Annotated in this window: 15 protein-coding genes; 9 read left to right on the forward strand and 6 right to left on the reverse strand. The window is 59.3% G+C overall.

The window, feature by feature from the left end:
• The first annotated feature begins 357 nt into the window (after positions 1–357).
• Positions 358–1,587 carry a colicin E3/pyocin S6 family cytotoxin gene (locus tag PSH57_RS23745; protein ID WP_305416712.1) on the forward strand — a complete coding sequence of 410 codons (1,230 nt, stop codon included), beginning with the start codon at positions 358–360 and terminating at the stop codon, positions 1,585–1,587.
• A 7-nt stretch (positions 1,588–1,594) separates the two neighbouring features.
• Positions 1,595–1,849, forward strand: coding sequence for a colicin E3-like toxin immunity protein (locus PSH57_RS23750; protein WP_305385830.1), 255 nt, complete (start codon positions 1,595–1,597; stop codon positions 1,847–1,849).
• Between the two features lie 37 nt (positions 1,850–1,886).
• On the opposite strand, the gene PSH57_RS23755 is transcribed toward PSH57_RS23750, so the two are convergent.
• The 6 genes from PSH57_RS23755 to PSH57_RS23780 form a co-directional block, all read right to left on the reverse strand.
• Positions 1,887–2,120, reverse strand: a complete 234-nt coding sequence (locus PSH57_RS23755; RefSeq protein ID WP_305385831.1) for a hypothetical protein — start codon at positions 2,118–2,120, stop codon at positions 1,887–1,889.
• Positions 2,121–2,450: 330 nt separating this feature from the next.
• Positions 2,451–2,681: a DUF6429 family protein gene (locus tag PSH57_RS23760; protein WP_305385832.1), complete on the reverse strand. Its 231-nt coding sequence runs from the start codon at positions 2,679–2,681 to the stop codon at positions 2,451–2,453.
• Positions 2,682–2,744: 63 nt separating this feature from the next.
• Positions 2,745–2,870, reverse strand: coding sequence for a hypothetical protein (locus PSH57_RS23765; protein WP_305385833.1), 126 nt, complete (start codon positions 2,868–2,870; stop codon positions 2,745–2,747).
• 24 nt (positions 2,871–2,894) lie between these two features.
• On the reverse strand, positions 2,895–3,581 hold the full coding sequence (locus tag PSH57_RS23770; RefSeq protein WP_305385834.1) for a tetratricopeptide repeat protein: 687 nt from the start codon (positions 3,579–3,581) through the stop codon (positions 2,895–2,897).
• 14 nt (positions 3,582–3,595) lie between these two features.
• The gene (locus PSH57_RS23775; protein ID WP_305385835.1) at positions 3,596–4,267 is read right to left on the reverse strand and encodes a hypothetical protein; all 672 of its coding nucleotides are present in this window, start codon (positions 4,265–4,267) and stop codon (positions 3,596–3,598) included.
• A gap of 373 nt (positions 4,268–4,640) precedes the next feature.
• Positions 4,641–5,606, reverse strand: a complete 966-nt coding sequence (locus PSH57_RS23780) for a LysR family transcriptional regulator (RefSeq protein WP_305385836.1) — start codon at positions 5,604–5,606, stop codon at positions 4,641–4,643.
• Positions 5,607–5,902: 296 nt separating this feature from the next.
• Here PSH57_RS23780 and argH point away from each other — a divergent pair, with 296 nt between their 5' ends.
• The 7 genes from argH to PSH57_RS23815 all read left to right on the forward strand — a co-directional run bounded on the left by argH (position 5,903) and on the right by PSH57_RS23815 (position 13,158).
• Positions 5,903–7,330 carry an argininosuccinate lyase gene (gene argH / locus PSH57_RS23785; protein WP_305385837.1) on the forward strand — a complete coding sequence of 476 codons (1,428 nt, stop codon included), beginning with the start codon at positions 5,903–5,905 and terminating at the stop codon, positions 7,328–7,330.
• Between the two features lie 89 nt (positions 7,331–7,419).
• Positions 7,420–8,298, forward strand: coding sequence for an amino acid ABC transporter permease (locus PSH57_RS23790; protein ID WP_305385838.1), 879 nt, complete (start codon positions 7,420–7,422; stop codon positions 8,296–8,298).
• Between the two features lie 10 nt (positions 8,299–8,308).
• A complete protein-coding gene (locus tag PSH57_RS23795; protein WP_256230900.1) occupies positions 8,309–9,073 on the forward strand; it encodes an amino acid ABC transporter ATP-binding protein in 765 nt (254 codons plus the stop codon).
• Between the two features lie 39 nt (positions 9,074–9,112).
• The gene (locus tag PSH57_RS23800) at positions 9,113–9,937 is read left to right on the forward strand and encodes an ABC transporter substrate-binding protein (RefSeq protein WP_305385839.1); all 825 of its coding nucleotides are present in this window, start codon (positions 9,113–9,115) and stop codon (positions 9,935–9,937) included.
• A 152-nt stretch (positions 9,938–10,089) separates the two neighbouring features.
• Positions 10,090–10,932, forward strand: a complete 843-nt coding sequence (locus PSH57_RS23805; protein ID WP_305385840.1) for a polysaccharide deacetylase family protein — start codon at positions 10,090–10,092, stop codon at positions 10,930–10,932.
• Positions 10,925–11,812 carry a polysaccharide deacetylase family protein gene (locus PSH57_RS23810; RefSeq protein WP_305385841.1) on the forward strand — a complete coding sequence of 296 codons (888 nt, stop codon included), beginning with the start codon at positions 10,925–10,927 and terminating at the stop codon, positions 11,810–11,812. The genes PSH57_RS23805 and PSH57_RS23810 overlap by 8 nt, the downstream gene beginning before the upstream one ends.
• The gene (locus PSH57_RS23815; protein WP_305385842.1) at positions 11,809–13,158 is read left to right on the forward strand and encodes an MmgE/PrpD family protein; all 1,350 of its coding nucleotides are present in this window, start codon (positions 11,809–11,811) and stop codon (positions 13,156–13,158) included. Before PSH57_RS23810 ends, PSH57_RS23815 begins: the two co-directional genes overlap by 4 nt.
• The last annotated feature ends 34 nt before the right edge of the window (positions 13,159–13,192 follow it).

Raw genomic sequence — 13,192 nt, forward strand, 5'->3', positions numbered from 1 at the left:
CAGGATGGGAATCCCGACTGGATGACGCCTTGCACAACCTGTTTCACCCTGGGCGACTAAACCCGATCACTGATGAGCAGTGACAGGACTCAAACTACCGACGCAACCCAAGGCGAACAAGCCGGCGGATTCTGGCGTAGTTGTAGGCAAAGGCGCAAGGCGAGGTCGGCTGGCGAGTGGCGGGCGCCCGATGACTGACAGCCCGATCTGACACTTCAAATTGTTCCGAGCCTCAAATATCCAGCCCTACCGGTATTGAGGAAACCAGAACAACCACTTCAAGAAACCTCCTACATCGCGCCCCTCTCTTCCCGCGTTAGCGTCTGTCCTGCATTTTTTCCGGACGAGACTCACTACGTGGCGACACGCAAAAAAGACATCCCCCAGGTCCGCAACTCGCCCAGCGGCGATGGGCATCACGTCACTTATCGGGACATGACCGCCAGCGAACTGGCCGAGCGCGAAACCCGACAGCAGGCTTACCAAGCCATGCTTGCCCGGCAGGCTGCCTATGAACAAGCGCGCTGGGCCACGGTGGATAACAAGCCGTTGTCCACCGCAACCGGATGCGTGTTTGCCAAGAGCTGCAAGCTCCCCAACGGCATCATCGATTACAGCAACCCCAACGGCTACGTGCCGGCAGATCTGGTCAAGCAGTACGGCGACCTCATGTGGCTCGGCGGCCGGAGCGCCGACCCGTCTGGCACGATTCCCCTCAAGCGGATCGGCGCTGGCACGGTTCCGGTTACCTTGGGCAGGCTCGCGCTGGGCGGTTCGGCAGCGTCCACGGCTGCAGCTGCCGGCGGCACCGTCGGCGCAGCGCTGCTGACCGGCATCGTCGCCCTGCTGTGGCCGTCCAATCTGGGCGACAGCGCGCTCTACAGCGAAGACCAGTTACGCAACCTCAAACAGGCCCGCAGCCGCGTGCGCTTGAGCATCGAGCAGCAGGTCGACGGCAGCCTCAAGGGTTACGGTTTCTACACCGGGCAGAACCGCGACTGGGAAATGGTCGACGTTGTCCAGTTCACCCCGCGAGCCGATCAGTTCATCGCCGACCTGGGTGATGGCATCGAACTGATCTGGACGCCGGCTATCAATCCGGCTGACACCCTCGGCATTCCCGCCTTGGAAGCGGCGCCCCAGGCACCACCTATTTGGATCTACCCGCCGACGCCGATGGCCGACAGCATCATCGTCGATCCGATCTATCCGCCGGAGTACAGGGATTTCATCCTGGTGTTTCCGGCGGATTCGGGGGTTCGGCCGGTTTATGTGGTTTTGAGTGTTCCTCGAAAGGGCATGGCCGAGACCGGCCACGACTATCATCCGGCTCCGAAAACCCATGAAATTGTTGGCTTCCCTGGATTGAAAAGAGGCAAGAAAAAAACACCTGTACAAGGAGGTGGCGGCCTAAGGGATCGCTGGCTTGATGCGAAGGGCAGAACCATTTACGAATGGGATTCTTCACATGGTGAATTGGAAGCCTATCGTTCGAGCGATGGAAGTCATCTAGGGGCCTTCGATCATATTACGGGCGAGCAGACAGACGGCCCGAAAAAAAACCGTAATATCAAAAAATATTTGTGAGGATCAAATGGGTCTCAAACTACGACTTGAGTGGTATAGCAAGCAAACCGAATCCTGCGAGGGGGAGGAGTATTCCGAAGACTTGGGTGACGACGGCTCTGTCATTGAAGCCCTAGGGATTCCAATCGAAAACAATGTAAATAACGGAGGGTTTGATGTTCCCCAAGAATGGGTAAAAACCCTCCAACCTCACTTTCAACACTCAATTGATTGGAGCAGATACGACTATCAGATTGCTTTCGACTATCGAGACAACTGGTAGCCACGGAGCGAGTGGTCAATACAAGAGGAACACAGATTCATGCCATATACCGGGCCCGGCTAAAAAACAGTGCCGCTCCAATGCCAATAGCACTGGTTGAGGCGATACCCAGATCAAAACCGGAGACGAAAGACGGCAGCGTAAAAATACTCACGAATCCCAGGACAACCAGGGCAATGCCTAGCCATTTCCTGAGGCCATAGGATTTCATATAGAAAAACAACAGCAGGAACACTGCGTATGCCAAGGCGTAAAGGCCAAATTCATTCATAGTCTTAGCCGCCTTGAGCCTTGATGATCATAGAGGGAGAGGAGTGTTGCGGACCTATTCTGAGACTACCCCGATCATCGGCCGACAGGGAGAAGCGCGATACGCTGAAGATAATTCCATGGCTGCCAGAAAACTGACCGTTTTCAAACGTCAATGCTCGCATCCTTATCGAGTCTGGGAAGGCGGGATTTTCGCTTAGCTGATGGGCTTTTCGCAAATGATCATGACTAAGCGCCCCGGCTATGGTCGGTGATGGTGCGCAGCGAAAGACTGTTGGCTAGGCCTCTGAGAAAAGGGGCTTGGCGATCAATCACGATCCGGCGCACACCTTCAACGCGCTTTCCCAAACAACCGCTCGGCAATCTGGCGACCTCGCTCCAACCCTTCTTCCGTCAACCAGATCGATTTGTTCCTGTTTACCGGATCACTGATGAGGCCTTGTTCATGCAATCGGTTCATGACCTCGAAGTCGAAACCTTTCCAGGCGTTGCCGGTGTCGGAACTGAAGGCTGCCAGCAAGGCAAGCACAGCTTCTTCTATCAATCTGTCGTCGTAATCCATGGTCGCTACTCCGCACGTGATAGGCAGGTAGCGCCGATTTTATGCCTCAGCGCGCCTTAAATCTTATCCAGTCATCACCTTTCCGGCTTGCTCCAGCGCCAACCGATGCAAGGTAACGGCCGCCAGTTCCCGGTCATCACCCCAGTTCACATCGAAGGCCCATTCGCCCACTTGGACAGTGCCGAACAACGATAGGCCCTCCAAGGTTTTACCTCACGGCATGGAAATCTTGTACTCGGCGAGCTTGGCCTTGTGCTCCTCGCGTACGTACTTCTTGTTGACGATCTGCGAGAACTTCATGAAGTCGGCCTTGGCGCCGTCCTTATCTCCCAAATGGTCGTACGCGATCCCACGCGCGTAATAGGCCCAGGCATAGTCCGCCTGGCGCTCAAGGCCGGTGCTGAATGCTTCAGCGGCCTCTCGGTATTGACCCAGGTCTGTCAGCGCGAGGCCCTGATGATAGTAGGTCGGCATGTGGAAGCCGGAGCCCTTTCCGGCTTCTCCCAGTCCGTTGTCGAGGTTGTACTGCACAAGTTCAAGCGCTTTTTTCGGGTTGCCAGCGTCGCGATACATGCTGCTCAAATCCAGATTGGCGCGCGCATCAGTCTTGGCCTCCAATTGGATGGATTTTTCCTTGGCAGCCACCGCTTCGGGGAAATGCTTGAGGTTGCTGTGGGCGTCGGCCTGCACCGCGTAAATCAAACTTTCCAGCGAGGCGGGCAGGGTATTTTTCTGCAGACATAGATCACCTTCCTGTAGCGCCAGGGGGTAATTTTCGGCTTTGGACGCCTTGATCTGATTTGTGCAGTGCGCGAGGTTGGCTTTTTGCGGGTTCTGCATTCCGGCACATCCTGTGAGGATGAAGGAGCAGGCGATCAGTGCGGGCCAGCGAGCATTCATGAAAAGCATCCTTGTTAGTCGAACAGACGAGCGTTGAGGTCGGGGCGATATACCTGCAAGAGCGGCGCGGTCACGGTGCCTTGTAGCGAGCAGAACACGGTGGTGTGCCCTGCCAGCGGCGGTGTTGTGCCGCCCGTGTCGACCATCAACACGCGGTCTACGAAACCAAACGGAGTGACGACGCCGGGGCCGGTCAATCCTTCGGTGCGCCATTGGCCGATCGGGTCACCGACGCGGCGAATTTCGGCGCGGGTAATGGCTTTGCCCTGACCGACAAAACGCGCGTTATCGACGATCAATGGTTTGAGTTTTGCGGCCACCTCTTGCGGCGAACCATCGGCTACGAAACCCCAGAACAGAAAATTGCCGGCATTCTTGATGGTTTCGGCCTGGTTGTAATAGCCGACCATACGCACGCCGTTGACGATCAGGGGCGTTTCGAAATGTTGGTATGTGCCACCTTCCTGTAACGGGCTCATGATGGTCGGTGCCTTGACCGAGCCGTAATCACTCAGGCGCACGGTACCTGCCGGCAGACGGGCGTCGCGCAGGCTCTCGAAGAAATGCGCATCGCAACGGGAAAATTCGGTCAGCAGTTGTTCGGGCGTGGTGACGGTCTGAGCCTGGGCAGTGCAGGCAGCGGCGACGGCGAGCAAAGCAACGCCGGAAAAGACAGAGCGGAACATTAGAATCATCCGTGAGGTGGAAACGAAGTCTGTCGGCCTATGAATCGCGAACTTTAGCAAGGCGGGCCTGCGGGAGAAGGCCTAAGTGCCGAAGCCTGCAGATAAAGGCTGCATAGCGAAGGGAACGGGTTTAATTTCAAGCCACTAAATAATCCCGGGGCCGGGTGTATCGGGTTGGCTGGTTTTGGGGCTGCTGCGCAGCCCAGCGGGGATAAATCCCCTCGCCACAAGTTCGGGTGTCCTTGCGTGGCCGTACGGCGGGATGTCATGTGCCGCTGGGCCCCACTTTGCTGCGATATTACCCAACCCAAGCCAGATCAGTTTGGTTTCCGCGTCGTCGGGGCGGGAGCTATCTATTACTTAATGATTGTTATCAAGTCGACGCTTTCAAATCGACGCCCAATGCCAGGGCAAATGCTTTCACCAGCGGACTGCGCACGGTGTTGTGACGCAGGATCAGATTAAACGGTGTGCTGATGTGAATGAGGTCCGGCCGCAAGGCTCGCAATTGCCCTTCAGACACCATCGACGCGGCGTAATGCTGCGGTAGAAAACCCACGAAGCGCCCGGTCTTGATCAGCAGCGCCACGGCTTCCACCTGGGTCGCGGAGGCGGAAAAACTGTCGTAGCGGGCAAAATTCAGCTTGTCGCGATGGATCGCGTAGCGATGGTTGATGCACTCGTACTCCTTGAGTACGTTGCTGCCGATTTCTGCGTCCGGCACCGAGAACAACGGGTGACCGATCGCGCAGTAAACCTCTGAGCGTTCTTCATACAACGTGTAATAGTCGAACTCTTCGCGCTTCTGATAAACCGGCACGATACCGGCCACCAGGCGTCCCTCTACGACCCCTCTTTCAACCTCATCCAGTTGTGAGGTCTGAAGTTGAAACCTTACTTTTGGTGACTCTTTATTTATTCGTTCAAGCGCTGCAACTAACGGTGAATTAATGTCGGAAATAGTATTGTCAATAACGCCCACGCCCAGGTCGCCAACAAGTTCATTCTGTGCGGAACTAAGCCGATCACGAAAGTTATCGACTGAGGCAAATAAATCAATCGACGCCTGATAGACCAATCGGCCTTCTTCGGTCAGATGAAAGCCCTCGCGACCGCGGGTGCACAAGCGCATGCCGATACGAATCTCAAGGTCGGAAATTTGTTTGCTGATGGCCGCCAACCCCACGTTCAGCTCGTTCTGCGCCGCACTGAAACCGCCAGCCTCGACCACGGCCTTGAACACTTTGAGCAGTTTGAAATCCAGCCCGCTGAGGGCCAGCGGCGCCCGATGCGCCGTTTTCGGCGCCGGGTTTCCGGAATTGGAAAGTGGGGTTTCCATAATGCTTATTTACCTCTGGCGCGCTATTCAACAACCTGTGTCCAACAACAAAAATAAAGCTGGCCAATAATAATGAACACAGAAAACCAGGCTTGGCAACCGCTAATAATCCCCGTACTTCAGTGCCAACTCACTGACTTCGAACTGCTAAAAGCTGACACTTCGATCAGCTCTCGCAACACTGCAACTGCCCTCTTGAAAACTGCTTAGGCCGAACCACGCCCGAATTATTTCCGGCGGGTGTTCCCGGCTCTTCGCATCCATTTCAGTTCGCTTTATCGACGAGGAAAACAACAATGTCTCAACCCACCCAACGTCTCTGGGGGGCCCGTTTCAAAAGTGGCCCATCCGAAGCCCTGGCGGCCCTGTCCCGTTGCCCTGAGCGTTACTTTCGCCTGACCCCGTATGACCTCGCCGGTTCCAAGGCCCATACCCGTGAGCTGCAACGCGCCGGACTGTTGAGCGAGCAGGAAACCCACACCATGCTCGACGCGCTGGAAGGTATCGGCGCTGATTTTAAAGCCGGCAGCATCACGCCAACGCTGGATGACGAAGACGTCCACACGTTCATCGAACGCCTGCTGACCGAGCGCCTCGGCCCATTGGGCGGCAAGCTGCGCGCCGGCCGTTCGCGCAACGACCAGACCGCCAACGACCTGCGTCTGTTTCTGCGCGACCACGTGCGCACCCTGGCCGTCGAAGTACTTGCCTTGCAACAGGCGCTGGTCGATCAGGCCGAACAACACATCGAAAGCATCTGCCCAGGCTTCACTCACCTGCAACAGGCGCAACCGATCGTCTTTGCTCATCACTTGCTCGCTCACGCCCAATCGATGCTGCGTGACGTGCAACGACTGGTGGACTGGGACATCCGCACCGCGCTGTCGCCACTCGGCGCCGCCGCCATGGCCGGTTCCGCCATCGCGCGCCTGCCGCAGCAGTCGGCCAGGGAAATGGGTTACAGCGGCGTCTGCGAAAACTCCATCGATGCGGTGGCCAGCCGCGATCACGTCGCCGAATTCCTGTTTATTGCCAGCATGCTCGGGATCAACATTTCCCGCCTTGCCGAAGAATTCTGTCTGTGGTCATCGCGGCAATTTCGCTGGGTTGCCCTGGACGATGCCTACGCCACCGGCAGCTCGATCATGCCGCAGAAGAAAAACCCGGACATTGCCGAACTGGCCCGGGGCAAGGCAGGTCGCCTGATCGGCAACCTCACCGGTCTGCTCTCTACCCTGAAATCGCTGCCGCTGTCATACAACCGCGACTTGAGCGAAGACAAAAACGGCGTGCTCGACAGCGTCGACACCTTGCTGCTGGTCCTGCCCGCCATGGCCGGGATGGTCGCGACCATGAAGGTCAACGTTGAAGAGTTGCGCCGCCAGGCACCGCTCGGGTTCACCCTCGCCACCGAAGTGGCCGACTGGCTGGCGGTGCGCGGCGTGCCGTTCAAGGAAGCCCATGAAATCACCGGCGCGCTGGTTCAGGCCTGTGAGAAACACGACATCGAGTTGTGGGAAGCCTCGCCGGCGCTGTTGGCCGAAATCGATCCGCGCCTGACCCCGGAAGTACGCGACAGCCTGACGCTAGAAGCCGCCATCGCGGCGCGTAGCGGTTGGGGTGGTACCGCGCCGCAGCAGGTGCGCGAGCAGATCGGCCGGTTGAAAACCGCCCTCGCCGCGCAACACGAATGGACCGAGAACTATCAGGGCTTGCGCCTCTGATAGACAACGCAAAACCCGGTAGGCGCTGGCAAGCCGGCGCCTACAAGGAAATGTGGTTGACCTGCAATACCCGTGTTTGGAGAAACAACATGAGTCAGACTCAGGCAGAACGACTTCAGGCGGAGCGCAAACTGGCGGAAAACCAGTTTGATATCACCCAGTACGATCACGTGCCACGGCGTTATTACGGGCGGATTTTTTTCGCCACCGTGATCCTCATAGCGATCATCGGCCTGGTGCGTGCCTTTGCCGAAGGCAAGATCGAATGGTCGTACATCGGCCAGTTCCTCACCTCCCAAGCGATCATGTGGGGCTTGCTCAATACCATCGTCATGGCCGTGCTGGCGATGGGGCTGGGTATTGTGTTCGGGGTGATCACGGCGATCATGCGCATGTCGGCCAACCCGATCCTGCGTTACGTGGCGGTGACCTACACCTGGCTGTTTCGCGGCACGCCGCTGATCCTGCAACTGCTGTTGTGGTTCAACCTGGCGCTGATCTTCCCCACCATCGGCATCCCCGGCGTGTTCGAAATGGACACCGTGAGCCTGATGACGCCATTCGCGGCCGCCCTCCTGGGCTTGAGCATCAACCAGGGTGCCTACACCGCCGAAGTGGTGCGCGCCGGTCTGTTGTCGGTGGACACCGGGCAGTACGAAGCCGCCAAGTCGATCGGCATGCCACGCCTGCAAGCGCTGCGGCGGATCATCCTGCCGCAGGCGATGCGGATCATCATTCCGCCGGTCGGCAACGAGTTTATCGGCATGGTGAAAATGACCTCGCTGGCGAGCGTCATCCAGTACTCGGAACTGCTCTACAACGCCCAGAACATCTACTACGCCAACGCCCGGGTGATGGAGCTGCTGATCGTCGCGGGTATCTGGTACCTGGCCACCGTCACCGTACTGTCCTTTGGTCAAAGCCGTCTGGAGCGTCGTTTCGCTCGCGGCGCCGGCAAGCGTTCTTGAGGAGCCCCCCATGAGAAGCATCGTCAAGGCCGTGAGTCTGAACAAGTATTACGACCAGTTCCACGCGCTCAAAGACATCAATATCGAAGTCGACCAAGGTGAAGTGCTGTGCATCATCGGCCCGTCCGGCTCCGGTAAAAGCACCTTGTTGCGTTGCGTCAACCAACTGGAAAAGATCGACAAGGGCGGCCTGTGGGTCGATGGCGAACTGGTGGGTTACCGCATCGTCGGCAACAAACTGCACGAACTCAACGAGTCCCAGATCGCCCGTCAACGTCTGTCCACCGGCATGGTGTTCCAGCGTTTCAACCTGTTTCCGCACATGACTGTGCTGCAAAACATCATCGAAGGGCCGTGCCAGGTGCTCAAGCGTTCGCCCAAAGAGGCGAATGAAGAAGCCCTGGAGTTGCTCGCCCGCGTCGGCCTGACCGACAAGCGCAACAGCTACCCGATCGAGCTTTCGGGTGGCCAGCAGCAACGCGTCGCCATTGCGCGTGCATTGGCCATGCGCCCCAAGCTGATGCTGTTCGATGAACCCACTTCGGCACTCGACCCGGAACTGGTCGGTGAGGTGCTGTCGGTGATGCGCGATCTAGCGCAGACCGGCATGACCATGATCGTCGTCACCCATGAACTGGGCTTCGCTCGCGAGGTTTCCAACCGCATGGTGTTCATGGACGGCGGGCAGATCGTGGAGGCTGGAAGCCCCGAAGAAATACTAATAAGTCCGCAAAACCCTCGCACCCAAAGCTTCATTTCTGCCGTTCGAACCTAAGCGCCCGTTGGCGCTCACAACACTCAAAAGAGAACGACCATGAAGAACTTCGTAATCCCAGCAGTACTCGCAGGCTTGATGGCCTCCAGCTTCAGCTTCGCCGCCGAACTGCCGGCCAGCATCAAGGAGAAGGGCGAGATCGTCGTCGCGATCATGCCGAACTATCCGCCGATGGATTTCAAGGACCCGGCCACCAACCAGTTGACCGGCCTGGACTATGACCTGGGCAACGCCTTGGCCGAACGCTTGGGCATCAAGATCAAATGGCAGGAAACGGGCTTCGAGCAAATGATCAACGCGCTCACCACCGACCGCGTCGACATGGTGCTGTCAGGCATGACCGACACCGCCGAACGTCAGGCCAGCGTGACCTTCGTCGACTACTTCACCAGCGGTCCGCAGTTCTACACCCTGCAAAAGAACAAAGACACCAACGAGATCGTCGACCTGTGCGGCAAGAAAGTCGGCACCAGCCGCCGCACCACCTTCCCATCGGAAATCGCCGAGTGGAGCAAGGCCAACTGCGAAGCAGCGGGTAAACCGGCGATCAACGTGGTGGGCACCGAAGGTTCCGCCGACGCCCGTGCGCAACTGCGCCAGAGCCGTATTGACGCGGCGATGCAAGGCAGCGAAACCCTGCCGTACCTCAAGACCCAGGAAAAGGACATGTACAAGACCGTGGGCCTGCCGATCTCGTCGCAGTTCACCGGCCTGGGCGTCAGCAAGAAAAAACCGGAGCTCAGCGAAGCGGTGAAAGTCGCGCTGCAGAGCATGATCGACGACGGTAGTTACCAGACGATCCTGAAGAAATGGGAGCTGGAGCTGGGCGCGATCAAGACGGCGACCATTAACGCCGGGAAGTAAACGCGCAGGCAACCTGAGTCCAATGTGGGAGCGGGCTTGCTCGCGAATGCAGTGTGTCATTCAACGTCAATGTTGCCTGACTTGACGCCTTCGCGAGCAAGCCCGCTCCCACAAGGGTCTGGTGTTTGCAGATAAACAATGGAGCACCACCGATGCCCTCCTTACCCACCTGGCCTGACAAATACAAAGCCTGCCTCGCCCTGGCCTTCGACCTCGACGGCCCCACCGGCGATGCCATGCTCAACGGCTCGATCTGGCACAAGCCCGAGTACTTCGGTTTCGGTGGCTATGGCCCTTACCGGGCGCTGCCGCGACTGCTCGATCTGCTCGACGCCTTCCGCATCCCGACCACTTTCTTCGTCCCGGCCTGGGTCGTGGAGAACTGGCCGAAGCAGTGCCAGGCGATTGTCGAGCGCGGGCATGAGGTGGCGTACCACGGCTACAAACATGAATCCTTTTACGCCCTGACGCTGCAACAGCAGAAGGACGTGATGAAGCGCTGCCGCGAGGTGTTCTGGAACCACCTGAACATCCGCGCCGAAGGCTTTCGCACCCCCTCCGGCGACTGGCGCGCCGAGACCCCGGCGATGCTGGTCGAGGCCGGCGTGACCTATTCCAGCAGCATGCGTGGCGATGACCGCCCGTACCTGGTGAAGGTGCCGGGTTTCGACACGCCCCTGGTGGAGATCCCCGGTCGCTGGGAAATGGATGACTACGCCTCACTGGCCTATACCCGTGCGCCGGATTTTCCGTCAGGGCTGGATCGCACCGCCAGTTATGAGCTGACCCTGGACAACTGGTGTCGCGAATACGACGGCGCCATGAATGAAGGCCTGTGCCTGACCACCCTGTTCCATCCCAAGATCACCGGCAAGCCGGGACGCATCCTGCTGCTGGAAAAACTCTTCGAACACATGCGCCAGCGCAACGACGTGTGGTTTGCCACTTGCCGCGATGTCGCGCAGTGGTGGCTCAAGGAGCATCACCATGGCTGATTCGGTTTTCTGGCCCCAGGGCTACCGCTGCGCTGTCGTGTTGACGGTCGACTACAACGACATCCACGGCATTCTCACCCAGGCCCCGGAAGTCGCCGGACGCGACAAGACCCTCTCCGTGTGGCGCTACGGCACACAACGGGGTGTCGAGCGCCTGTTGGGGCTGTTCGACGAACTGAAGGTGTGCAGCAGTTGGTTCATTCCCGGCATCGTTGCCGAAGAAAACCCGCAGCACATCCAGGCGATTCAAGCAGGCGGGCACGAGATTGCCTGCGCCGGTTATCGCCACTGCAACTACGACACCCTCGATCTGGCGCAGCAGCGTGACGAAGTCGCCCGAGGGTGTGCAGCGTTGCAGGCGCTGACCGGCCAGCGCCCCAGCGGTTTTCGCATCCCCGCCGGCAATGGCGCACCGGGGTTCATCGAGGCCTTGGGCGAACACGGTATAAGCTGGTCGTCGTCATGGCGTGGCGATGATTTGCCTTTCGCTCACCCCACGGCACCCGGGATTATCGAACTGCCGTTGCACTATGAACTGGAGGACGAGCCCTACTTCGCCTTCAACCTGAGCCCGGCGGTGCCGCCTGCGCAATCGCGGATCGCTTCCTACAGTCACACGCTGGGCAATCTGCAAATGGACTTCGCCGGGTTTCACCGCTTTGGCCTGTGTTACCTGCTGCGCCTGCATCCCGAGATCATCGGCACGCCCGGGCGGATCGGCGTGTTGCGCGAGCTGCTGCAGGGCATCCAGCAGCACGATGATGTATGGATCGCCCAAGGTTGCGAAGTCGCCCAATGGTGGGCGGACTCGGCGCTGCCAACGGCCAGCGATCACCCCGCCTCGGTGTACGAGCGGCACTATCGGGACTACCTGCTATGACCGAGCGCCTGCAGCGACTGGCGCAGTTCTGCGTCGACACCCGCTTCGAAGACTTGCCAGCGGCACTGGTGGCGCAAGCCAAGCGGCACATCCTCGATACGTTCGGGGCGGCATTGGCCGGCGCGGACAGCGACGTCGCACGGCAGGCACGTCAGGTCTTCGAGGGTGAAACCGGCAGCAACCTGGTCTGGGGCACCAACCTGCGACTCGGCGCCGCCCAGACGGCGATGCTCAACGGTGTCGCCGCGCATGCGCTGGAACTGGACGACACCGGTGGCTGCGACCACTCCGGGGCGGTGGTCCTGCCGGCGGCGATGGCCGCGGTGTCGATGGCACCCGGAACGGTCAACGGTCGTGAGCTGATCACGGCCGTGGTGCTTGGCTATGAAGTCGGTCGCCGGGTGCTCGAAGCCTGCGGCGGCTATTCGGCGCACAACGGCGCGGGGTGGCATTCCACTGCAACCTGCGGGGTGTTCGGCGCGGCAGCCGCCAGTGCGCGCATCCTGCGACTGGACGCCGGGCAAACGCTCGCTGCGCTTGGCATTGCCGGCAGTTTCAGTGGGGGCCTGTGGGCATTCATCCATGACGGTTCGCAAAGCAAGAAGCTGCACAGCGGCCGTGCGGCTGAAGGAGGATTGCTGGCCGCGCGGTTTGCCCAGCAGGGCATCACCGGGCCGACCAGGCTGTTCGATGACGTCTGGGGCGGTTTTCTCAAGACCCTGGCCGGGCAGACGGCAGAACCGCAAGCGCTGGACGCGGATCTCGGATCGGTGTGGAAACTCGCACGCTGCTCGATCAAGCCCTATGCCTCGTGCCGTGGCACCCATTCGGCCATCGATGCGCTGGGGTTGCTGCTGGATCAGTTGCAAGTCGGCGCCGATCAGGTAGAAGACATTCAGGTGTCGTTGTGCGGGTTTCTGCAGGACATGTGCGGTGGCCAGGATGTCAGCACGCTGCCGGCGGCGCAGATGAGCCTGCCTTACGCCTTGGCGGCGCGGCTGGTGCACGGCCATTGCGGACTTGAAGCCTATGATGAGACCGCGCGCCGCGACCCGCGGATTGACCGCTGGCTGTCGCGCATTCGCCTTGAAGTGGACCCGCTACGGTCAGAGGATGGCGAACCTGTGGTCTGCGTGCGGACCGTGGACGGTCGGCAGGCGCGGCTGTGCGTCGATCCGCCCTTGGGTGCGCCAGCCAATCCGTTGAGCGATGCGGCGCTGGAGCAGAAATTTTTCAGCCTGGCGGAGCGAGTGATGCCGCGGGTGCAGGCTGAGGCGTTGCGGGGGCAATTGGCGCGGCTGGAAACGCTGGAGTCGGTTGGACTGCTCGAGCAGTGGTTGGGTTGAAACTTTTATTGCCTGCTCGCGATGGCAGTACCTC

Origin of the sequence: Pseudomonas hefeiensis, assembly GCF_030687835.1 — a bacterium.
In the GTDB taxonomy this organism is placed as follows: domain Bacteria; phylum Pseudomonadota; class Gammaproteobacteria; order Pseudomonadales; family Pseudomonadaceae; genus Aquipseudomonas; species Aquipseudomonas hefeiensis.